At 41.2% G+C, this 24940-nt stretch carries 16 protein-coding genes; 10 read left to right on the plus strand and 6 right to left on the minus strand.

Going from position 1 to position 24940, the window contains the following annotated elements; genetic code table 11:
* Nucleotides 1-174: 174 nt before the first annotated feature.
* Genes ACZ5L8_RS11520 through ACZ5L8_RS11555 form a run of 8 tightly spaced genes read left to right on the plus strand, consistent with a single transcriptional unit; the run spans nt 175 to nt 14061 of the window.
* On the plus strand, nt 175-1428 hold the full coding sequence (locus tag ACZ5L8_RS11520; protein WP_464437633.1) for an efflux RND transporter periplasmic adaptor subunit: 1254 nt from the start codon (nt 175-177) through the stop codon (nt 1426-1428).
* Between the two features lie 56 nt (nt 1429-1484).
* Nucleotides 1485-2189, plus strand: a complete 705-nt coding sequence (locus tag ACZ5L8_RS11525) for an ABC transporter ATP-binding protein (protein ID WP_462597176.1) — start codon at nt 1485-1487, stop codon at nt 2187-2189.
* A 33-nt stretch (nt 2190-2222) separates the two neighbouring features.
* Entirely contained in the window at nt 2223-4646 is a 2424-nt protein-coding gene (locus tag ACZ5L8_RS11530) for an ABC transporter permease (protein ID WP_464437635.1), read from the plus strand.
* Nucleotides 4647-4668: 22 nt separating this feature from the next.
* A complete protein-coding gene (locus ACZ5L8_RS11535; protein WP_464437637.1) occupies nt 4669-7065 on the plus strand; it encodes an ABC transporter permease in 2397 nt (798 codons plus the stop codon).
* 1 nt (nt 7066) lies between these two features.
* The gene (locus tag ACZ5L8_RS11540; RefSeq protein WP_464437640.1) at nt 7067-9508 is read left to right on the plus strand and encodes an FtsX-like permease family protein; all 2442 of its coding nucleotides are present in this window, start codon (nt 7067-7069) and stop codon (nt 9506-9508) included.
* A 24-nt stretch (nt 9509-9532) separates the two neighbouring features.
* Nucleotides 9533-11938: an ABC transporter permease gene (locus ACZ5L8_RS11545; RefSeq protein ID WP_464437643.1), complete on the plus strand. Its 2406-nt coding sequence runs from the start codon at nt 9533-9535 to the stop codon at nt 11936-11938.
* Between the two features lie 27 nt (nt 11939-11965).
* Entirely contained in the window at nt 11966-12634 is a 669-nt protein-coding gene (locus tag ACZ5L8_RS11550; RefSeq protein ID WP_462597170.1) for an ABC transporter ATP-binding protein, read from the plus strand.
* Nucleotides 12635-12642: 8 nt separating this feature from the next.
* Nucleotides 12643-14061, plus strand: coding sequence for a TolC family protein (locus ACZ5L8_RS11555; protein WP_464437644.1), 1419 nt, complete (start codon nt 12643-12645; stop codon nt 14059-14061).
* A 1-nt stretch (nt 14062) separates the two neighbouring features.
* Here ACZ5L8_RS11555 and ACZ5L8_RS11560 read toward each other — a convergent pair whose 3' ends face one another.
* The 4 genes from ACZ5L8_RS11560 to ACZ5L8_RS11575 form a co-directional block, all read right to left on the minus strand.
* Entirely contained in the window at nt 14063-15490 is a 1428-nt protein-coding gene (locus ACZ5L8_RS11560) for a pyridoxal phosphate-dependent decarboxylase family protein (protein WP_464437645.1), read from the minus strand.
* Between the two features lie 112 nt (nt 15491-15602).
* On the minus strand, nt 15603-17234 hold the full coding sequence (locus ACZ5L8_RS11565) for a sulfatase family protein (RefSeq protein ID WP_464437647.1): 1632 nt from the start codon (nt 17232-17234) through the stop codon (nt 15603-15605).
* Complete coding sequence (locus ACZ5L8_RS11570; RefSeq protein WP_464437649.1) at nt 17231-17968, minus strand: 3-keto-disaccharide hydrolase; 738 nt, start codon at nt 17966-17968, stop codon at nt 17231-17233. The genes ACZ5L8_RS11565 and ACZ5L8_RS11570 overlap by 4 nt, the downstream gene beginning before the upstream one ends.
* Nucleotides 17969-17992: 24 nt before the next feature.
* Nucleotides 17993-19339: a Gfo/Idh/MocA family oxidoreductase gene (locus tag ACZ5L8_RS11575; protein WP_464437651.1), complete on the minus strand. Its 1347-nt coding sequence runs from the start codon at nt 19337-19339 to the stop codon at nt 17993-17995.
* Between the two features lie 298 nt (nt 19340-19637).
* Here ACZ5L8_RS11575 and ACZ5L8_RS11580 point away from each other — a divergent pair, with 298 nt between their 5' ends.
* Nucleotides 19638-21398, plus strand: a complete 1761-nt coding sequence (locus tag ACZ5L8_RS11580; RefSeq protein WP_464437653.1) for a TrkH family potassium uptake protein — start codon at nt 19638-19640, stop codon at nt 21396-21398.
* Between the two features lie 6 nt (nt 21399-21404).
* Complete coding sequence (locus ACZ5L8_RS11585; protein WP_462597163.1) at nt 21405-22088, plus strand: potassium channel family protein; 684 nt, start codon at nt 21405-21407, stop codon at nt 22086-22088.
* Here ACZ5L8_RS11585 and ACZ5L8_RS11590 read toward each other — a convergent pair.
* Together ACZ5L8_RS11590 and ACZ5L8_RS11595 are read right to left on the minus strand one after the other, a co-directional pair.
* Nucleotides 22085-23500 carry an arylsulfatase B gene (locus tag ACZ5L8_RS11590; RefSeq protein WP_464437655.1) on the minus strand — a complete coding sequence of 472 codons (1416 nt, stop codon included), beginning with the start codon at nt 23498-23500 and terminating at the stop codon, nt 22085-22087. The genes ACZ5L8_RS11585 and ACZ5L8_RS11590 overlap by 4 nt on opposite strands.
* 3 nt (nt 23501-23503) lie before the next feature.
* Nucleotides 23504-24937, minus strand: a complete 1434-nt coding sequence (locus ACZ5L8_RS11595) for a sulfatase family protein (protein WP_464437657.1) — start codon at nt 24935-24937, stop codon at nt 23504-23506.
* Nucleotides 24938-24940: the final 3 nt, after the last annotated feature.

Below are 24940 nucleotides of genomic sequence, written 5' to 3' on the forward strand. Positions count from 1 at the left end.
AAGCGCCTCTCACGACCCAAATTTTGCGTTGTTAAAAAACTGTTACAGCATCGCACACCCAGTGTATCAAAACCGAACACTTTGGCAAAAGCCAAAATGCACAAAATATTGATTTACAGTTATTTAATTTTTTGGCACGATAATGCTTTATATCTAGCCGAAATCAATCAAAAAATGGACATACCTTTAGAAAAAAAGCGCTTTAACACTAAGAATATCCTGATGATATCAGGAAGCGCGCTCATTCTAATCTTAATTATTTATGTGATCTTTTCTACCACGGGTGCTTCTAAACTCAATGTGGAAAAGGAAAGAATCTCAATCGCCACGGTGCAGCAAAACACATTTCAGGAGAATATTCCTGTGAATGGTGCTGTTTTGCCTATTTCTACCATATATCTTGATGCGCTTGAAGGTGGTCGCGTAGAAGAAAAATTTGTTGAAGACGGCGCCGTGATGAAAAAAGGCGAGCCTATCCTGAGACTAAGTAATACAGATCTAGAGCTTAGTCTTGTAAATCAAGAAACACAGGTTTACAATCTGCTAACGCAAATGCAGATCTCGCAGAACAATGCGCGTCAAAACACCATTTCAAAACTCAATCAATATACTGATGTAGAGAACAGTTTGATAGAAGCTCGCCGCCAATACGAACTCAATAAAAAGCTGTTTGAAAAAGGAGCGTTAGCCCAGCAGGATTATATAAAATCTGAGAATGATTATAAGTATCAAAAAGAGCGTATGAATCTTACAAGGCAAATCTTAGCGCAGGATTCGCTTTCTACAAAACAAGAAAGTCAACAGGCTCGCAATAGCTATGCACGCACACAAAATGCGCTGCAACTTATGCGTCAAAAGGTAAATGATCTTGTCGTTCGCGCTCCGGTGGACGGCCAGCTCACTTCTCTGGATGCCGAAATAGGAGAATCAAAAGGTAAAGGCGTGCGCTTGGGCCAGATCGATGTTTTGAGCGGTTACAAAGTGCGCGCAGATATTGACGAGCACTATATCTCAAGAATTTACACAGGACAAACCGGAAGTTTCCCATTTAACGGAAAACGCTACTCGCTGGTGATCAAAAAAGTATACACGCAAGTTAAAGAAGGCCGCTTTCAAGTGGATATGGAATTTTCTGAAGATATTCCAGAAGGTATTCGTCGTGGGCAAACCGTGCAAATGCGCATTGCCCTGAGCGATGAGAAACAAGCCCTCTTGATCCCAAAAGGCGGATTTTTTCAGGAAACTGGCGGCAACTGGATCTTTAAAGTGAGTGAGAATGGCGATGTGGCTTATAAAACCGAAATTACTTTGGGTAGCCAGAACACAGAATATTATGAAGTACTCAGCGGATTACAACCCGGCGACAAGGTCATTACCAGCAGTTATGACAACTATGGTGATGTACAAGAACTATTGCTTAAAGAGTAATTTGGCTTAAAGCCAAAAAGAAAAATCAACAAAAACGAACAGTAAAAAAATACATCATGATAAAAATTACTGACCTTGAAAAATACTACACCACCGAAGAGGTGCGCACCATTGCCTTGAACAAACTGTCTTTTGAAGTAAGAGAAGGTGAATTTGTGGCCGTGATGGGACCATCAGGCTGTGGTAAATCTACATTGCTAAATATTCTAGGATTGCTGGATGATCCAGATGGCGGAAGTTTTCTTTTTGACGGGATCGAAGTTGCAGGATATAACGAGCGTAAGCGATCGCATTTGCGCAAACATAACATTGGTTTTGTATTTCAAAGCTTTAACCTCATCGACGAGCTTACCGTTTTTGAAAATGTAGAATTGCCATTAATATACACCGGCGTAAAACCAGCCGAGCGTAAAAAACGCGTGGACGAAGTGCTTGAAAAAATGCAGATCATGCACAGAAGAAAACACTTCCCGCAGCAATTATCTGGCGGGCAGCAACAACGTGTTGCCGTTGCTCGTGCCGTGATCAATAATCCTAAACTTATTCTTGCTGATGAACCTACCGGGAATCTGGATAGTAGCAACGGTAACGAAGTGATGGACCTACTCACAGAGCTCAACGAAGCCGGAACCACGATCATCATGGTGACCCACAGTGAGCACGATGCAAAATACAGCCATCGCATCATTAGAATGCTAGACGGACAAAAAGTAACAGAGAACATATTATCAGAATACAAGGGAAATCTGCAGGTTCAATAAAACAGGGGCCATTCATCAATCAATCAAATCATCATGCTTAAGAATTATTTTAAAATCGCCTGGAGAAATCTTAGAAAGCATAAGACCTATTCGCTTATAAACATCGCTGGACTTGCGATAGGTCTTTGCTGTTTTTTACTCATTGCGTTGTATGTTTTTAGTGAGTTAAGCTATGATAAATACAATGACAAGGCAGATCGTATTTACCGCGTAAATTCTGATATCACCATAGGAAGCTCTGATCTTGTGCTAGCAACAACTTCAGACATGATGGGCGAACTGCTCATGAAAGATTATCCTGAGGTAGAGAATTATACAAGGATCTATAATTCTAACGGCCCAAAACTGATTAAAAAAGGAAACGAGTTTATCAATGAAAGTAAAGTAGCTCACGTAGACTCTACCTTCTTTAAGGTTTTTACTTTACCTGCCATTGAAGGAAATACTGATAATGCTTTGGCTGAGCCAAATTCTGTTGTGATCACTAGAAGTGTTGCAGAAAAGTATTTTGGCACTACAAACGTAATAGGCAAAGAACTTGAAGTTAAAGAGAATGAACCTGTATTATTTAAAATCAATGCAGTAGTTGAAGATGTACCGAAGGAATCACACTTTGATTTTGAAATGTTCTTCTCAATGCAAAATGTGAACTACAATTGGGGTGCATTAACTAACCATAATTTCTTCACGTATTTAGTTCTTAAACCTTCGGTAAAAGCAGAAGATTTTGAAAAACATTTTCCTGAATATATTGAAGAATATGTTTTTCCTAGCGCGCGTCAATTTATGGAGCTTGAAAGTATGGAAGAGTTTAAAAACTCTGGTAATAGCATTCAATATTCTCTAATGCCTTTGACTAAGATCCATTTACATTCTGATCGTCAGTTTGAATTGATGCCGCCTAACAATATTCAGTACATCTATATCTTTTTGGCTGTAGCCATATTTATATTACTCATCGCGTGTATCAACTTTATGAATCTTACCACTGCACGATCTTCTAACCGTGCAAAAGAAGTGGGGATTAGAAAAGTACTGGGCACTTCAAAAAATTTCTTGGTAGGTCAATTCTTGGTAGAATCTATGTTGCTTGTCTTTATTTCTCTGGTGATCGCTTTAGGTTTTACTTATCTGGCGCTTCCGTTTTTTAATGATATCGCTTTTAAAGAACTTTCTTTTAGCGACATATTTTCTGGGCCGGTATTGCTTGTCATTATTCTTGTAGTTCCTGTGGTAGGATTTTTGGCAGGAGCCTATCCCGCATTTTTTCTATCTGCATTTAAACCCATAATGGTTTTAAAAGGCAAACTGACTAAAAGCAGTAAAACCCTAGGTCTTCGCAGCTCTCTTGTGGTCTTTCAGTTTATAACTTCTATTGTTTTGATCATAGGTACGATCGTTGTTTATCAGCAACTACAATTTATACGAGACACAAATCTGGGCTTTAGCAAAGACCAAGTTTTACTGGTAGATAACACCTATTTTTTACGTGATAATGCACAGACTTTTAAGCAAGAAGTGCAACAACTTGCAGGAGTTTCTAATGGAACGTTAAGCGGATTTCTACCCATAAGTAGTTCTTCTCGCAGCGACAGTTCATATTCTACTGAGGCGGTTATGAATAGCAGCAACAGCATACAGATGCAACGCTGGCGTGTGGATGAAAATTACATCCCGACGATGGGCATGGAGATGCATTCTGGCCGAAACTTCTCTAAAGACTTCCCGTCAGACTCTAGCGCGATCATCATTAATGAAACCGCCGCAAAAATGCTGGGCGGCGATCCGCTCTCAAAAACCATTTACACGCATGGCGGTGATGGCACAGAAGCGCACACGGTTATTGGTATTGTGAAGGATTTTAATTTTGAATCTGTTAAACAAAAGATAGGCCCTGTAAGTCTTCAACTTTCTGAAAACATTGGTATTGCTTCGTTTAAAGTAAATACTTCAAACATCAGCACACTTATACCACAGATCAAAAATAAATGGGACGATCTTGCTGGCGGCATGCCTTTTAACTATCGCTTTCTAGATGAAGCTTTTAATACAATGTACAGCGGTGAGCAGCGCGTGGGCCAGATCGCTCTGCTATTTTCTGTCTTAGCCATTTTTATCGCATGTCTTGGGCTTTTTGGGCTTGCCGCATTTATCGCAGAGCAGCGCAAAAAAGAAATAGGTATTCGCAAGGTGCTAGGAGCTTCGTCGCAAGGTGTGGTTACTCTGTTGTCAAAAGACTTTCTCAAACTAGTCATCATCGCATTTGTCATCGCTGTACCGTTAGCTTGGTGGGGCATGCACAGTTGGCTACAAGATTTTGCATATCGCATAAATATAAGTTGGTGGATCTATGCCATTGCTGGTCTTTTTGCTGTTTTCATAGCGGTTGCCACTGTGAGCTTACAAGCGCTAAAAGCCGCCGTCGCTAACCCTATTAAAAGTTTACGCACCGAATAATTCATCACATCAATCAAAAAACATGCTTAAGAACTATATCAAAATCGCCTGGCGCAACTTACAGAGAAACAAGCTCTACAGTTTCATCAATATCGGTGGGCTGGCGCTGGGGCTTTGTGCCTGTTTCTTGATTCTCTTTTTCGTGGGCCACGAAAATAGCTACGACACCTTTCACAAGGATGCTGACCGTATTTTCTCTTTACGTGCCAGTTTTAAAATGGGCGAGCAAACCATGAATATTCAGGCATTCAACTCGGTTGTGGGTGAAATGCTCGAAGAAAACAGCCCTGTGGTCGAGGCTACCGTGCGCATGAATAATATGTACGAACCGGTTGTTGTCGCAAATCCCACGTTTAAGGATGCTAAACATTCTGAGAGAAACTTCAGTTTTGCTGATGAGAATTTCTTTGATTTCTTCTCTTTTGATCTCGCTCAGGGCAAAAAGGACAACGTTCTGACAAAGCCTTACTCTTTGGTGATCTCACAGGAAATGGCTGAGAAGTATTTTGGCGAAAGCCAACCTCTAGGAAAAACCCTAAATGTAAAAATTGATAGCGTTTACACATTTACCATCACTGGTATCGCCGAAAATTCTCACTCAAATTCTACCGTGCATACAGATTTTATCGCCTCGTTAAACAGCATGCGCACGATCAAGAAATTTGACCGCGATTTTGAATATTCCATTTTTAGGGGAGGAAGTTTCCCCACGTTTGTAAAACTTAAGGAAACGGGCACTGAAGCCCAGGTTTTAAAAACTACTGAAGAGCTTAGTAAACAAGCAGACAAAGAATCTAACGAGACCTACAGCTTGATGAATATTACTAAAAAGCACTTTCAGGAAAGCTCTGAAGGAAAGGCAAAATACCTCAAGATCTTCCCGCTTATCGCGCTTCTCATTCTCTTTTTGGCACTCATAAATTACCTGAGTTTGTCAACCGCCAGGGCCTCGCTCAGAGCAAAAGAAATAGGCGTGCGCAAAGTAAATGGCGCCAGCAGAAAAAGCGTTGCGCTGCAATTTTATGTAGAATCCACACTCTATGTGATTCTTGCTTTTTTGCTCGCAATTGCCTTGACAGCCGCCTTGCAATCTTATTTTTTCAATTTGCTGAACATTAAAATCGATGCTTCATTCTTTCTTAACGGCAAATTCCTTTTAACCTTAAGCGGCCTCTTTGTCCTCACCGTGATTTTAACGGGATTGTATCCTGCGGTTTTGATGTCATCATTCAATCCTATAGATAATCTGCGCAAGAAATTTTCAAAAAAGACAGGCGGAATCACACTGAGACAAACCTGCACCGTAGTTCAGTTTGTTATCGCCGTAGCGCTCATCATTAGCGGACTTATCATACAGCAACAGATCAATTTTATGCGCAAGGTTGATATAGGCCTCAACCGCTCAAACCTTTTGATGTTGCCGCTGCAAAATACAATTGGCACAAACAGTACAGCCTTTAGAAATGAAGTTGCCAGCCTCCCCGAAGTCGAGCAAACCGCAGTATCTAGGCAAGTCATGTACAGGGGTTATGATATGTATTTCGCAAGCTCTGATGGCAAAGAAGACAATGTTGCCTTACCTATTTTCTCAATAGATGAGCACTTTCTTAACACGCTAGAAGTACAATGGAAAATCAAACCCGAGGACCTTACAAGACTCAGCGGCGACAAAACGATTGCCATAAATAGCACCACGATCAAGGAGTTTCGGCTTTCGCCAAATCCAATAGGAGAAAAGATAAGCATGGGCGTAGAAGATTATGAAATCGTGGGCGTGACTGAAGATTTCAATTTCTCTAGCCTGGATACACCCATTAAACCACTTGCACTTTTTACAACTACTGAAGCGAATGCAAATACAAAGTTATTAGGCGAACGTGGCGGTTGTATGTACGTGCGATTTACCCCTAAAACCGATTTACAAAACATGCTTTCAAAAATTGAGGACATCTATGCTCAATATGATAAAGAAACCCCTTTTGAATATGAGTTTATGGATGATGCTTTTGACGCAACCTTTAGGTCTGAGCAACGCTTGGCGTATATCTTCAACATTTTTATCATGCTCACTTTTGTGATTGCGGGTATGGGGCTTTTTGGCCTGGCAACGTTTACAGCTCAGCAAAAGATCAAAGAAATAGGTATTCGCAAAGTCTTGGGTGCTTCAGTGTATCAAATTACATCTTTACTGTCAGTAAGCTTTTTAAAGTTGGTTTTTATAGCCATACTTATCGCCTCGCCTATCGCATGGTATTTTATGCATGATTGGCTACAAGATTTCACATACAAAACCCAGATAGAATGGTATGTTTTTGCACTTGCAGGAGCTATCACATTACTCATCACGATACTTACCGTAGGTTTTGAAACCATACGCGCAGCCATTGCCAATCCAATTAAAAGCCTAAGAAACGAATAAAATGCTGAAGAATTATTTTAAGATCGCTTGGCGCAACATCTGGAAAAACAAACTGTTTTCGGCTATCAATATCATAAGTCTGGCGATAGGTTTTAGCGCATCGTTTGTGATAGGACTGATGGTGTATTATGATTTTACTTTTGACGATTTTCATCGAAATAGTGACAAAATCTATAGGATCACAACCCAGTTTATTGCTCCAGAAGAAACCTATGGAAATGCCGGAGTAAGTATCCCGCTACACACTTTTGTAAAAGAAGATATCGCGAATATTGAAGAAGCTGCGACTATTTTCACAGGTGGTTTTGTGAATGTAAAAAACACTGAAAACGGCAACATTTTTAAAGACCCAGAATTTACTGCTTTCACAGAGCCTGAATACTTTGAGATCTTTGAGTACAACTGGCTTGCAGGCTCATCACGAACTGCACTTAGTGCGCCAAACCAAGTTGTTCTTACAGCGTCTAGAGCAAGTAAATATTTTCCTGATCATAAACCTGATGAGATCATAGGCAAGCAACTTGCTTATAATGATTCTGTGTTGGTAAAAGTCACAGGTATTGTAGAGAATTTTTCAAAACGTACAGATTTGATCTTTGAAGAGTTCCTTTCGCTGGAAACAGCAAAAAATACAGAAATGGCTCGCCAGGCATTCAATGAAGATTGGGGAAGCACAAGCAATAGTTCGCAATTGTTTGTAAAACTCAACGAGCAAGATCCTGCTTTGCTACAAAAGCAACTGGATGAAACAGCCGCTGCACATGAGTCTGAGTATGATTTACAAATGAACCGTAAGCGAAGATTTAAATTACAACCGCTCAAAGAAATGCATTTTGATCAGCAGGTTGGGATCTTCAGTTTTACAGATTACACAGCAAACAAATCTGCACTTTATGGTCTTTGTATTATCGCTGCCTTTTTGCTACTTCTGGGTTGCGTGAATTTTATAAATCTTAATACTGCGCAGGCCAATCAACGTGCTAAAGAAATAGGCATAAGAAAAACATTAGGAAGTTCTAAAAAGCAACTGATCACGCAGTTCATGGGCGAGACTTTACTGCTTACAATTACCGCTGCTCTCATTTCTGTTCTTTTGTCTTACTGGCTTCTTAAGGTTTTTGCAGATTTCGCTCCAGAAGGTTTGTCATTCTCTGCTTTTAAAGAGCCTTTAGTCCTGCTATGTTGTGTAGTCCTTATTGGGATTGTCGCTTTGCTTTCTGGGTTTTATCCATCTCTCGTTTTAACGCGTTTTAAAACCGTGAGAGTTCTCAAAAACCAAGTCACCGCAGCTCCTGGAAAAGTGGGCTTGAGAAAATTCCTTACCGTTTTTCAATTCACGATCGCTCAAGGTTTTCTTATTGCTACGTTACTTGTGAGCAAGCAAACAAAATTCCTGATGCGCGCTGATATGGGTTTTGAAACGCAGTCTATAGGTTATGTTCAAGCGCCATGGTCGTATAGAGGCGTTGATAAAAATCTGGTTCTTTATAACAAACTAAAAAGCATTCCTTCTATTGAAAAAATTAGTATTGGTGGGATGCCTCCGGCTTCATTCAGCACACATTCTTCTGGACTTAAATTCATGAACGGTGATCAAGAGATCAATACAGAAATTGAGTTTCTATATGGCGACTTGCAATACATGGATATTTATGAAATTCCGCTAATAGCGGGAAGAGCTCCACTTAATGACACGATCAAAGAATTTGTCATTAACGAGACTGCATTACACACACTGGGTTATCAAAATCCAGAAGATATTCTCGGGAAAACCTTAAAAGTAGAAGATGAGCACAGAGTTGTGGGCGTCATGAAAGATTTTAATCAACGATCGCTGCGATCTGGCATTAATCCTATGGCTTTTACTGGCGACACGTATCGCAAAGATTGGACGCAGTTTAGAAACATTCATATGACCTTGCCTAGTGCAAATTCTGGGGAACTACAAAATACGATTGCTAAAGTAGAAGACGCTTATAGCGAAATATTTCCTGGCGAGACCTTTGAGATGCGCTTTGTAGATGAGTCTATCAAAAGATTTTACCAAAGCGAAAATCGCCTTTCTACTCTACTGAATTGGGCGATGGGACTTTCGGTTTTAATAAGCTGCCTTGGTTTGCTTGGCCTTGTGATCTACACCACAAACAGAAGGACAAAAGAAATAGGAATACGAAAAGTGCTGGGCGCTTCACTCGCCCAACTCAATATTTTACTGTGTAAAGATTTCTTGGTATTAGTGCTTATCGCTTTTGTTATTGCGGCTCCTATCGCAGCCTGGTTGCTCAACGATTGGCTTCAGGATTTTGCGTACAGAACCGGACTCTCGTGGTGGGTTTTCGCTTTAAGCGGAATAGGAATGATAGCTCTTGCCCTGATCATTATGAGCATAAGAACTTTGGCGACAGCCATGAAAAACCCTGTAAAAAGCCTGAGAACAGAATAGACATCATCATCAAAAAATAAAATCATGCTTAGTAACTATTTTAAAATCGCGTGGCGAAATATCCTGAAAAACAGGACGATGTTTGGCATTAATATCTTGGGATTGACGCTGGGAATCGCCAGCTGTCTGCTCATAGGGATTTTTGTGGTTGATGAGCTTAGTTATGACCGCTACAATGAGCATGCTGACAGGATGTACCGTGTGGTTCTAAAGGCAAACATCAATGGCGAGGAACTTAAGGAAGCCGTTGTGGGAGCGCCCATTGGTGTTTCTTTAAAACAGGATTTACCGCAGGTAGAAAATGCTACGCGAATCGCAAAATTCTACGACCCGGAAGTAAAATATAACAATGAGACTTTTGAAAATCTCAAAGTCGCATATGCCGATGCCAATCTGCTGGATTTTTTCACTTTGCCCGTTGTAAAAGGCAATGCTACAAATCCGCTGGAAAACCCTAATGCGGTTGTGATTACAGAGCAGGAAGCGAAGCATCTTTTTGGCGAAGAAAATGCCATTGGCAAAACCATTTTCATCAATGGAAATCAGCAGGAAGTCACTGCGCTAATCAAAGACATTCCTAAAACTTCGCACTTTCATTTTGATGCGTTTGTCTCCATGAACGGAAACAATGAAGCAAAAAGCACTTCTTGGGTAAATTCTGGTTTTGCGACCTATGTTTTACTTAAAGAAGGTGCAGATTTTACCGAAGTTGAGAAGCAATTCCCGGGAATGCTAGAGAAATATATGGGACCGCAAATTCAGGAGGCGATTGGCGTTTCTTACTCAGAGTTTAAGGCTCAAAATGCGTTTGGGATTTACCTACAGCCGCTGCTCGATATTCACTTAAAATCTGATTTCTCAAACAAAACCGAATTTGAAAATGGAGGCGACATCAAATACGTATACATTTTTAGCGTAATCGCGGTTTTTATGCTCATCATCGCCTGCATCAATTTCATGAATATTTCTACCGCAACCGCTACAAAACGTGCGCGCGAAGTGGGCATCAGAAAAGTGCTGGGTTCTAACAAAAAACAGCTCATTGTTCAGTTTATCACAGAGGTTTTTATTTCGGTGGTAATCGCGATTACGCTGGCTATCGCGGTGTGTTATCTGGCACTGCCTTTCTTTAATTCCCTTACGGGGAAAACATTTGCCTTTAGCCAAATCATAAACCTCAAGTTTGCGTTGACACTCGCGGCGCTTGCACTTACGATCACGGTTTTGGCAGGAGCGTATCCCGCATTTTTTCTCTCTGGATTTAAACCTATTACGGCATTGAAAAGCAAATTCAGCAGCCGAAAAACTACGTCGCTGCGCAGCGGTCTGGTGGTGTTTCAATTTGTGATTTCGGCGGGATTAATTCTCGCGACTTTGGTGGTTTACAAGCAACTCGATTTTATCCTGAATAAGGATTTGGGGTATAACAAAGAGCAGGTTTTGGTAATTCGTGATGCCGCAATGATGGACAACACCGCAATGCAATCCCTTAAAAATGAACTTGCCCAAAACAGCACTGTAAAAAGCATTACACAGTCGGCGTATTTGCCTGCCGGCGAAAGCGACAATAACGTGCGCGGGATTTTTAAAAATAGCAATTACCTGCGTAAATTCTTTTTCTACAATGTTGATTCGCAATATCTGTCCACGCTGGGAATGCGTCTTACCTCAGGTCGCAATTTTAATGACGTTACCGGCGTAGAAAGCGACAAAGCCATCATCAACAAAGAAGCCGCAAAAGTACTGGGAATTGCTGATGATCCGCTAGGGAAGCAGTTTCAAATGGATGATAATAATGGCAAGAAAACGCTTACGGTTATTGGCGTGATAGACGATTTTAATTTTGAATCGCTTCACAAGAAAATCGAGCCACTTGTGATGGTGAATCAACCTTACGGCGGACTCATCTTAAAAGTAAACAGCGACAATATCGCAAAAACGCTAAGCGACGTGAGCGCGCTGTGGCAAAAGTTTGACGACAGTGGCTCCTTTGATTATGTGTTCTTAGATGAGTCTTTTGAGCAAAATTATCAGAAGGAACAAAAGATGGGCACCGTTTTACTTGTCTTTGCCCTGCTTACCATTTTTGTAGCTTGTTTAGGACTTTTTGGTCTTGTGACCTACACCGCTGAACAGCGTTTTAAAGAAATAGGCGTGCGCAAGGTTTTGGGCTCTAGCGTGACGCAAATCGTGGCCATGCTCACTAAAGATTTCCTGAAACTTATCCTTATTTCTTTCGTCATTGCTTTGCCGCTGGGCTATTACCTCATGCATCAATGGCTTCAGGATTTTGCGTATCGCATCGAGATAAGCGTCTGGCTCGTTTTGGCGGCAGCCATAATCACCTTATTCATCGCATTTGCGACCATAAGTTTTAAAAGCATCAAGGCAGCGATGCAAAACCCCATAAAAAGCCTGAGAACAGAATAAAATAACAACAGAAACAGCAATAAAATCATGCTTCTAGAACTCAATCATATTTACAAGTGGGTGACCACAGCCGGTAAAAGAACATTTCTTCTTAACGACCTTAGTTTACAGGTAGAAAAAGGCGAATTTATCTCGATCATGGGACCTTCTGGGTCGGGAAAATCCACCTTGCTCAACGTCATAGGCATGCTCGATTCTTTTGACGAAGGTGCTTATAATTTTGATGGCGAACCTGTACACCAACTCAAAGAAAAGCAGCGCGCAAAATTGTTTAAAGACAATATGGGATTTGTTTTCCAAGCGTATCATCTCATTGATGAACTCACTGTTTATGAGAACATCGAGACGCCACTTTTGTACAAAAAAATAAAAGGTTCTGAGCGCAAGGCCATGGTCGCTGATATTCTAGATCGATTTAACATCGTGGGTAAAAAAGACCTTTTCCCCACACAATTGAGTGGCGGTCAGCAACAACTTGTGGGCGTTGCCCGCGCCTTGATCGCAAAGCCCAGCGTCATTCTCGCAGATGAGCCCACCGGTAACCTCAACTCAAAACAAAGCGACGAGATCATGCAACTTTTTAAACAACTCAATGAAGAAGACGGCGTCACCATAATTCAGGCGACGCACTCAGAGTCAAACGCCGCATACGGCAGCCGCACGATCCATTTGCTAGACGGCAGCATCGCACAATAATTCGCATCATGAAGACCACCATTTCATCAATCATCACTTTACTTTTTTCTCTTTTGGCTTTAAGCCAAAACAATCAAGATCTCACACTTAATGAATGCATAGACATTGCCCTGAAAAACAACCTTAACCTGAAGACCGCAAAACTTAGCGCCGAAACCTCAACGGTGAATTATAAGAGTAATCGGAATGCGCTTTTACCATCTATCAATGGAAATTGGAATTACGGGATCTCGCAGGGACGCAGCATAGACCCATACACTAACGATTTTGTGAACGAGCGCCTAGAATATAGCAGCGCTGGTCTAGGGCTGAATGCTTCGGTTTTTAACGGTTTTAGATTATTGAATTCTTTAAAACAGGGGAAACTCAACATGCAGGCCGCCGAAATGCAGGTGGAAGAAGCCAAGCAAAATCTAGTGCTTGATGTGACCTTAGCATTCTTACGGGCTTTGAACAGCAGAGAATTGCTAAAACTCGCCGAAAACCGCATTGAAAACACTCGTCAACAAGCCAAGCGGTTAAAAACCATGTTTGAAGAAGGATCCGTCAATCCTTCTGAATATCGCGATTTGCAAGGTCAAGTCGCTAGCGATGAAGCCAGTCTTGTGTCCTCTCGCAATTCGTTAACCAGCGCACTGCTCGATCTCGCGCAGCTCATGAATGTGGATTATGAGATCAACCCAGATGCACTCGCATTGCTTATGGATTTTGAAGAATATGGGCTTTCGCCAAAAGAAGTCTATGAAGACGCCCTGAACAATCTTGCAACTTTTAAAACCCGCGAATTACAGTTGGCCGCCGCCCAAAAAGGTGTTGCTGTCGCTCGTGCGCAATACACACCGGAAGTTTCGTTTTTTGCGAATCTTAATACCAACTATTCTAGCGCGGCACGATTATTTAATGAAAATGGAACGCTCGTAGAAGACACAGGAGCTTTTGTGAATTATGACGGTCAGGTGTTGCCTGTGCTTACTGAAAACACTCAATTTACAGAAGAACAAATAAGCTACAGAGATCAGTTTGACAATAACCTTAATTCTTCAATTGGCGTGAATGTCTCTGTACCTATTTTTAATGGATGGCGTGCAAAACAAAATGTCCAACTAGAAAAAATTAGACGCGATCAGGCGCAAACAAACCTTGAACAAACTGAACTCCAACTGAGCACAAACATCAAGCAGGCGTATTATGATATGCAAGCCGCTTTGCAACGCTTCAATGCTCTGGAGGCACAGGTTGAAGCCAGTGAAGAATCCTTCCGGATTAATGAAATACGCTTCAACAATGGCGTTACCAATAGCGTGGATTATATCGTGAGCAAAAACAATCTGGAGAATGCCCGCATCAACCTCGCTAACGTGCGTTATGAATACATGCTGCGCGTTAAGGTCTTAGAATATTACCGCGGAAATATGGATTTGCAATAGCCTATTCTACTGCGAATTTCTCACAAAGATTTATCGTATCGCGCACATCATCAAGCGTTGTGCGCGGATTGATAAGACACATGCGCAAAACAACCATACCGTTGAGATAAGTCGTTACCAGCATTGCCTCGCGAGAGTCTACCACTTTTTTAGAGATCATGCGGTTAAGGTCATCAATCTCATCTTCGGTTAATTTCTTGTCGATGGGATTGTACCTAAAATTGATCACCGCAAGCGTCGCCGGGGAAACCACTTCCCATTTAGCACTTTTGCGTAGCAATGCTTCGGTTTTTTCCGCTAAAGCGAAATTATATTCTACCGCTTCTCTAAAGGCTTTCAGACCAAAAGTCTTGACACTCATGTAAAACTTAAGCGCCCTGAATCTGCGCGTCAACTGGATCCCGTGGTCGTAGAAATTAATTTCAGACGAGTTGCCTTCTACGTCCTTGAGATACTCGGGTTTTTCGGTAAAAGTACCGCTTAACCATTTGTGATCGCGCACCAGCAAGCAACCCATTTCATACGGTTGGTAGAACCATTTATGCGGGTCTACGGTGACAGAATCTGCTTTTTCTATGCCTTTTAAAATCTTTTTTCCGGCTTTCGCCAAAATCGCTGCGCCACCATACGCACCGTCAATATGAAACCAGAGTTTCTCTTTTTTACAGATCGCCGCCAATTCAGAAAGTGGATCAACCGTTCCCGTGTTTGTCGTTCCCGCAGAAGCGATCAAACAAAACGGTTGCAAACCTTCTAAACGGTCTTTGTTTATCGCGTTTTTCAGTTTGTTTATGGCAAACTTGAATTCGATATCAGTAGGGATGATGCGTATTTGTTCTTTTCTAAAACCTAGAATACGTATCGCCTTAATATTTGAAGAGTGCGCCTGATCTGAAAGGTAGATCACCGCTTTTGAAAAATCGTCGCCACATTTTATGCTTCGGGCGGTAACAAGCGCTGTGAGGTTTGCCATGCTTCCACCGCTGGTAAAAATCCCTCCACCTCTTTTCGCCGGAAGGCCAAAGATCTTTAACAGCCAGTTTATCGTAACAATCTCTAGCTCTGCCGCCGCTGGAGCCGCTGCCCAACCGCCAGAAAAAATATTGAAGCCCGTTGCCAGCGCATCTGCCATGGCGCTCACATAATTGCTGGGCCCAGGAACAAACGAGTAGAACTTGGGATGGCTCATGATGTTGCTGTAAGGCACCACTTGTTGCATCACAAAATCGAGCACTTTCATCACTTCGGTGCCGTTTTCTGGAGCTTCCTCAAGAAAAACCGAGTCCATCTCAGAACGTGTTGCCACTGCAACTGGCAATTTTTCATGCTGATGAAGATTATGCTCAATGATCCTATCTACGATGCTGTGACCGTATTGTCTCATCTCATCTTCTGGAAGTTCTAGCTTTGCTGCTTGTTCTGGCTTCATGAATTATTTTTTTGCAAAATTAAGTTTTTGAGAAGATATAGAATATGGCTTGCGCCAAAACAAAAATCCTCAGCCGAACTGAGGATTTTTATATGCGTTTTAAAAGTGTAGCTTATTTATAATTTGCAATAAACTCCTGATCTAAACTATCTGAATCTTTATACTTCTCCCGAAGTTCTTTGAGTTTACTCTTAAGATCTATCACTATATCTTGATAATCTTTGTCGTAGTAAACGTTGTGCATCTCATCAGGATCATTCTTAAGATCGTATAATTCCCACTCGTCAATATCGTAGTAAAAATGCATCAACTTGTAGCGTTTAGTCGCCACACCATAATGTCTTTTTACCATGTGTACAGCAGGATATTCATAATAATGGTAATAGATCGCTTCTCTATCCCAAGTATCATCTTCACCTTTTAGCAAGGGTACAAAACTCTTGCCTTGCATATCTTCTGGCGCTTCGATACCTGCGATCTCTAGAAATGTTTGTGCAAAATCTAGATTTTGAACCATCTCATCCTCTGTGGTGTTAGGTGTAATGACGTTGGGCCATTTAATTAGCAGTGGAGTTTTAAAACTTTCGTTGTACATAAATCGCTTGTCAAACCATCCATGCTCTCCCAGATAAAAACCTTGATCTGACGTGTAGATCACAATCGTGTTTTCTTCAAGATCATTATCTTCTAGATAATCTAGAACTCTACCCACATTTTCATCTACAGCGGCAATACTGCCTAGATAATCTTGCATGTATCGCTGATATTTCCATTTCATGAGTTCTTCATCATTCATGGTAGGATATCGCTCTAGGAAATCCTGATTTATCGGTCCATAAACGCTATCCCAAGCTGCCTTTTGCTCTGCATTCATTCGCCATCTAGGATCTTCTAAACGTTGTCCTTTAATTCCCAGAGCTTTTATATTTTCTGGGGTGATCTTTGTGTCGTGATCATAAGACATGTGGGTGAGAATATTCATTTCGGCAGATCGTGCTGCAGTACTGTAAACAGGAACGCTATCTGGTAAATTCTCCCCATATACGCGTTTATAATCGTCAAATAAATTTCGCGGAAGCGGAAACTCTTTTTTTGTAAATTCTTTAAAATGTCTGGGCGCCGGTCTCCATGGGCGATGCGGAGCTTTCTGAAAATACATCAACAAAAATGGTTTTTGCTTGTCTCGCTCTTTATCTAGCCAACTGATCGCATGATCTGTCACAATATCTGTGACATAACCAGTGATCGTGGTGTCGCCATCTTTTGTGATGAATTTTGGGTTATAATAATGTCCTTGCCCTGGTAGGATCATAAATTGATCAACGCCTTTTGGGTTATTCCCAAAGTGTAACTTACCGAACATCGCTGTTTGATAACCCGCCTTTTGAAACAACTGCGGGAAAGTCACATTTGTAGTGTCAAACGGACTGCGATTATCGATCTTACCATTGATATGCGAATGCTTACCGGTAAGAATAACGGCGCGTGACGGTGCGCAGATCGAATTTGTCACACTCGCATTTGTAAACAGCATCCCGCCTTTTGCGATCCTATCAATATTAGGCGTTTGCATCAATTTGTCATCATAAGCGCTGATTGCCTGATAGGCGTGATCATCTGCCATAATGAACAGGATATTTGGCTTTTTTTGCTCTGTAGCTTCTTGTGATCCTTCAGATTTTTCGGCACAAGAAATCAGCAGCAATGCGATCGCTGCTGACTTTAATACATTTAAATATCTCAAAGTTTTTTGATCTTAATATTCTTAAAAGCGATCTCACTACCGTGATCCTGCAAGCCTATAAATCCAGTTCTTGAAGTGCCGTAATCTGGGTAATCTTCCCACTTACCAGAGTTTCGGCGTTTTTCCCAATCTTCTGAATATGGTATAAATTCTACTGTTTTTTTACCATTGAGATAATAGGCCGCCTTCTCGTTTGTAAAAACAATTTTTGCAGTGTTCCACTCACCCATGGGCTTAAGATCTTCGTCTTTATAATCTGGTGTGTACATGGCGTAGTCTGCACCTATAGATTGCCAATCTTCTAACTCTTGAGGAAAACCAAGTTGATCAATAATTTGATACTCTGGCGCGATCTCATAAGGCGCATGGTATTTTTCATCCTCAATGACATGATAGAAAATTCCGCTGTTGCCCTCTGGGGCCAACTTCCATTCTAGCGAAAGCTCAAACTCTTCATATTCTTCTGCATCATAAATAATGTCTCCGCCTATATCTCCACCTTCACCTGATGACATCAACACACCGTCTTCAACGGTCCAACCCTTCGGTAAACCTTCTTCATTATAGCCTCGCCAGTGTGAGATATTTTCATCAGCAAGGAGATCTGTCCATGAGTCATCTGCTGCGGTTTCTGTTTCCTTTTCGGCGACAGCCATATCCTCTTTTTTCTCCTCTTTATTTTCTTTACATGCCCATAGGCTTAAAGCCAAAAAGACTGCGATATACTTTTTCATTTTGATTAAATTTTGATGGTTAGCTTATTTGATTTTTAGATTCACGGGATCCCAATGAATGAATTTATTTTCGCGATAGCTCTCGTTACATAACAATGCCGGTGCTGCGGCTCTAAGGCCAAAAAGTGGATCTTCGGCAACTGAGCCGTTATTTCTTATTGCGGTAAAAAAGTTATTGAAATGATCATAATGCGCGCCTTTATAACCGTCTTGTGCTGTGTAAACCGTTTCTAGCGGGCCAGTCATTTTTTTACGGTTGCTTAAACTTCCGCCAGCTTCTTTATTCTTTTCTGCAAAAAAGGGATCGTCGCTTACTTGCGCCTCATTTTTCTTAACTGTAACACGCTCCCACTCTACATTCATTGAGCCTTTGCTACCCACGATACGCAAATATGTGCTGCCGCTTGTGCCATCTACAAAGTTGCATCGCAGAGACAAGTTAAAACCAGGGTGACGTTCATTTTTAGGGTAATCAAACATCCCGATCAAAACATCTGGCACTTCGCGGCCGTCTTCCCAAAATCTCAGTCCGCCAGTTGCCGCAATACGCTCTGGCCCCATAGAATTTGTGATAAAATGCAAACTAGAAAAAAGATGTACAAAAAGATCGCCCGCCATGCCGGTACCGTAATCTGTATAGTTTCTCCACCTGAAAAAGCGGGTGGCATCAAAAGGTCTTTTAGTTGTGTTTGCTATGAATTTTTGCCAGTCTACTGTCTTTGCAGACGCATCTGCCGGAATAGGATATTGCCATGCTCCCGTAGGTGAATTTCTTGCCCAGAAGCCTTCTGCAAAATTTATTTCGCCTATTTCACCGGCTGCTATGAGTTCTTTAGCTTTTTCGTTTCCTAGAGAAGACATGCCCTGACTCCCAACTTGAAAGATCTTTCCTGATTTCTTCCAGGCATCGATCACTTCCTTACCTTCATCAATGGAATGTACCATGGGTTTTTCGCAGTACACATTTTTTCCTGCGTTAAGCGCATCTACGCTTATTTGCTTATGCCAATGATCTGGCGTCCCGATGATCACTGCATCAATATCATCCCGCTTAAGAATATCTTTATAATCTTTTGTAGTAAAAATGTTATTTCCCCACAGGGCTTTTGCATCGTCCAACCTACCGTCATAAAGATCACAAACAGCAACAAGTTCAACTCCGTCTACAGTTAAAGCTGTTTTTGTATCTGCGGTTCCCATACCGCCAGCACCTATGAGCGCGATCTTAAGTTCCTTTTCATAAAACGGAGATAACTTCCTATGCATTTGCCTTACTTCTGCATTAGCATCATTATAAAAAGATGGAGCTACTACAGCTCCTACTCCGGCCATGCTGGCTTTTTTGATAAAAGATCTTCTGTTATTACTCATGGTTGATTGGTGGTTATTCAGAAATTAAATTGATAAAAAATCGATTTATTTCTTTGGTTAAACTCATTAAAGATAAGGTTATATGTTTAATTCCTTAAAATTTGAGGTAATTGATTATCAAATGATCAGCGTTTTAAAACTTTTGGCGTCCCAGCCAAAAAAATACTGCGGCACGTTAAGATTTATTTAAAAGATATTGTCATTGCTGACTTGCATAGAACATTTACCTTGCGGCATATTATAAGTTCTGCGATGCGATCTCTCTTTTCTCACCTGCAGACCTTAAATCTACCTAGGTTTGAGCGACTTTATTTTAAATGCACGGTATCTCAAGATAATTTTTAAGACAGCCTTTATTCTAAGTTTTATAGGGGTTTTGGCGTTTATTGTTGATTTTGGTTTTGACCAATCTGAAGGCATACAGCACGCGCTTAATTTTTATTATCTGGTAATTCTTATAGTTGGTATCGCGGCGACTTTGCTTAGATATTTTTCCCGAAGAAAGAAGTTAAGCACCTCTGTAATTGTCTTTGACGCCATAAGTATACTGGTGACGCTCTACATTATGGGTATTCACTTTTTTTCGCTTGAAGCGCACAAACATCTTAGTGTACTTTATAACGACAACTGGGTGAAATTTGCCATTTTACTTACATTCATCAGAGAATTTGCAGAACAAAACATCAATTTAAAACGCACGTATTTTAATCCGGCGCAGGTGTTTATCTTGAGTTTTCTGGGGATTATTTTATTTGGCGCATGCCTGCTTATGCTTCCTAAGGCGTCGTATGAAGGCATACATTTTCTGGATGCGTTGTTTACCTCAACAAGCGCGGTTTGCGTTACGGGACTCGTTGTTGTGGATACCGGGACTTTTTTTACGCCTTTCGGCCAAAGCGTGATCTTGCTGTTGATACAGCTAGGCGGACTGGGGATTCTTACTTTCGCCAGTTATTTTAGCTACTTTTTTAAAGGCGGGTCAACCTATGAAAACCAGGTAATGCTGAGTGATATTACTAATTCTCAGAAAATAGGAGAAGTATATTCAACGCTCAAACGTATTCTTTTAATCACATTCTCAATAGAAGCCATTGGTGCGATCACCATATTCTTCAGCATCCCGAAAGAAGCGATCGCAGATGTTAGCGACCGACTGGTTTTTTCAGTTTTTCATAGTATTTCATCTTTTTGTAATGCTGGGTTTTCTACGCTTTCAAACAGTTTGTACGATATAGATTTTAGGTATAATTACACCTTTCAAATCCTCATAATTGCTTTATTCGTTTTGGGCGGACTGGGTTTTCCTATTGTGATGAACTTGATAAAATACCTGAAGTATAAAGCTATTTACTTTTTCGCCGAAAGGCGTAAAACCACACAACCGTGGGTGCTTAGTCTTAATAGCCGCATTACGCTTATCACGACCGTTTCTCTTACCATTGTGGGAACGATCGTTTTTTATATCGCAGAATATAGCAATACGCTTGCCGCTCATGGCGGAATGGGGAAATGGGTTCATGCGCTCTTTGGTGCAGCAACTCCTAGAACGGCTGGTTTTAATAGCTTACCGATGGATGAACTTCATTTTTCTACGGTGATGCTTATTATCTTTTTAATGTGGATCGGGGCTTCTCCTGCGTCTACCGGTGGTGGTATCAAGACGAGTACTTTTGCGATCGCTACGCTTAATTTCTTGAGTTTGTCTCGCGGTAAAACACGCATCGAGGTTTATCGCCGTGAAGTCGCAGATATCTCGGTAAAAAGAGCATTTGCGATCATGTCGCTTTCACTGGTTGTAATAGGTTTTGCGGTGATCACGATCTCAATTTCTGACAGTGAATTGAGTTTGCTTAGCATCGCCTTTGAGTGTTTCTCAGCATATAGTACCGTGGGTTTATCGCTGGGCATTACCGCAGGTTTGAGTAGCGTAGGAAAAGGTGTTTTAATTATTGTAATGTTTGTGGGTAGAGTGAGTATGCTATCAATTATGATCGCTATTTTTCATAAAGCGAAATACACAGCGTATCGCTACCCTAGTGAAGAAATTCTTATCAATTAAATTATCATGAAATACATAATCGTTGGTTTAGGAAACTTTGGTGCTTCTTTAGCTAAAAAGCTAACGCAGCAAGGAAATGAAGTTATAGGTGTAGATATAGAAATGGCAAAAGTTGAGGAGTTCAAAGAGCAGATCTCGCACACTATTTGCCTAGATGCAACTGACGAATATACGGTAAAAGGCTTGCCTCTTAAAGATACTGATATTGTGATCGTGGCGATAGGAGAAAATAGCGGTGCTAATGTGATGGCGACCGCGCTTCTTAAAAACTTGGGCGCAAAAAAACTCATCAGTAGAGCGGTTGCTTCTTTACACGAGCAAATCCTTAACGCTATAGGCGTGGATGAGATCGTACATCCTGAAGAAGAAACAGCCGAGCGCTGGGCAAAAAAGCTATGCCTACGTGGTGTTGTAGACTCGTTTGAGCTTAATCACTACTTTAGTATCGTAGAGATCAAAACACCTGAAAAGTTTGAAGGTAAAACTATTCAAGAAGTTCAGTTTAGAGAAAAGTTTAATCTTCTTGTTCTTACCACGATCAAAAATGCAAAGGTTTCTTCAAGAGTGGGAAGATCTAAAATGATAGCAGATGTACAAAGTGTTGCCACCCCAGACTTGGTTTTAGAAAAGGGTGACATCATCGTTGTTTATGGCGCAAACACAGACATTAACAAGTTTGCAAAAAGCTAATCTTCTGTTATTAGCCAATCTTTAGGAGCAACAAAACCTTTTCTTCCTTCGCCATACGGCGGAACAGATTTTTCTGGTTTTATCGCTTCATAAACGCTTAGTCGTTTTTTAAGTTCTTGATACGCTTTCACGTGATCTTTCCTAACGTTATTCGTTTCGCTAGGATCTTTCATGATATCAAAGAGAACATCAGTTTTATTGTTCATTCTAGGATTACCGTTGTTAGTTTCGACCAGCTTCCATTGATTATTTACAATGCTTCCATAACCTAGATACATATCACGCTCTATGGTTTGTACATCGCCTTGCAACACCGGAAGCATATTGATACCATCTAGAGGCTTAGGAGAATCACTTCTTGCACCAGCGGCATTGACTACCGTAGGTAAAACATCAATATAACCCATTACTTGATCTACAGTTCTGCCACCTTTAAAGCCTTCTGGCCAGCGGATGATCGCGGGAGAACGCACACCGCCATCCCACTCTGTGAACTTGCTTCCTTTGAGTTCTCCACTAGAACTACCTTCGCCTGGCGCTGCGCCATTGTCGCTAAAAAAAAGCACAAGCGTATTATCTTCTATTCCGGCCTCTTTTATGGTTTGCAGGATCTTACCGATACCGCGATCCATATTAGTCACCATGGCAGAATATGTTTGGCGCTTAGTATTGCCTTTACCTTGACCGCCATACCCTTCTGTATTTTTATTAAAAAGCGGTTTACTTTCATCAAAACCATATTCTAACAAGTCTTCTTGTTTGGCTTGCAATGGTCCGTGAGGCGCATTGTAAGCAACATATAGCATAAATGGCTTTCCGGCATATTCTTTAATATTCTTTACCGCTTCATCGCTTATAAGATCTGTGCTATATCCTTCATCTCTACTGGTGTCCCAGTCGTTATGCCAGTCTAATTCTCCTTCTCTTAAATGCGTGAAATAGTCTATGGCCCCATTATAATGGCCGTAAAAATGGGTGAAGCCTCTTGCTAGGGGAAGAAAGCGCTTTTGGGCATGACCCAAATGCCATTTACCCAGAATTGTTCTATTCTCATAACCGCTATCTACTAGATATTCTGGCAATAATTTTTCTTCTAGGTCTACGCCAAATTCACACCAAGGCGGCACCACAGTCTCACGCAACCCAAAACGGTTAGGATAACGCCCCGTGAGCAAACCCGCGCGTGTGGGTGAGCAAACCGGCGCTGTATAAAAGTGACTTAAAATGACACCTTCTTTTGCTAGTTGATCAAGATTAGGTGTTTTTATTTCACTGCCGTGAAAACCTACGTCGCCCCATCCCAGATCATCAGCAAGGATGATCACAATATTAGGTTTCTTAGCGTCTTGAGCTACTGCCACATGCGTAAAGAGCAGCCCCAAGATCAACGTTTGTAGAATGTATTTTTTCATTGTTTACTTTTTCTTACCTCTTGGTTGATCATACAGCACTCCGCCGTCGTTTTGATCTTTCATCCATTGCTTAAGTTCTGCATCGTATTGTGCGATCTTAGCTTTATATTGAGGATCTTCTGCAAGATTATTTATCTCGTAAGGATCATTCTTAAGATCATAGAATTCTATTGCTGGCCTATCTGAAATACGATCACTAAGTTCTTGAGCTTCTTTTGAGGTTTTTGCTTTATCTAACCATGAGAACCACACGCTGCTATTGTTGTTAGGATTCATCAGCCATTTAAGATAGTATTCTTTTTCTGGCGTTAGATTTTCGACCAACTTGTATCGCTCGTCACGAATACTTCTTATAGGATATGGTGGACCTTCTGGCACGTTGTTATGAATGCCGTACGCATATTTACGACTTGTAGCAGATTTACCATTCAATACCGGCAGAAAACTTTTGCCGTCAAGGTTATCAATAGTTTTACCGCCTGCGATATCAATAAGCGTAGGCACAATATCTTCATACTGCACGATAGCATCTGTGGTAGAACCTGGCTTTACAGTTTTGTTCCACTTCACGACCATTGAGCTTTTTTGTCCCAGATCCCAAAGCGACCATTTACCACCCGGCATTTGTGGCCCTTGTTCCCCAAGAAAAATTATTATCGTATCATCATACTGCCCGGTCTCTTTAAGCATTTTTACAACATCACCTACCTGATCATCCAGTCTTCTCACCTCAGCCAGATATTTTGTGTATTCCTTTCTAGTTGTAGGCGTATCAACATAACTAGGCGGAAGCACAAGTATATCAGGATCAAATTCTGTAGGATCGCCCACCGTCCAAGGCGCATGCGGATTTATACTCATCACAAAAAGACAAAATGGATCTTCAGAAGTCTGTGTAAATTCCTGAATTTGATCTAAAGAATATTCATCTGTTCTTGCGGTACATCCTTTCTTAAAACCTTCAATAATTTCAAAAGGAAAAACCTCCTTGGGCTTGGTGCTGTGATCTTTTCCCGTAAGGGCAACACGATAACCCAGATCGCCCAGATAATGCGGTACGCTTTTAATATCAAGACTATCATAAACGCGTTTATGGTTTTGATAAGACCCGTGACGCGAAGGGTAAAGCCCCGTAAATAGTGAAGCTCTGGTAGGCACACACATCGCCTCAGAGCAGATCATATTGTCAAAACGCATACCTTCTTCTGCCAGCGCATCGATGTTAACAGTGTTTAGATTTTGACCACCATAACAGCTCAATTCTCGGCTATCTAGATCATCTGCCATGATAATAACCACATTGGGTTTTTTATCCTTTTTTATGGTGATGGTTTTCTCAGCAGGTTTATTGGTAAACGCTTCCGCGAAAAAAACTACGCCCGCACCAATAAGCACAACAACGGCAGTTGAAAGTATTCTTTTTAAGTTCATCATCATTCT

The sequence above is a fragment of the Leeuwenhoekiella obamensis genome, assembly GCF_055391795.1.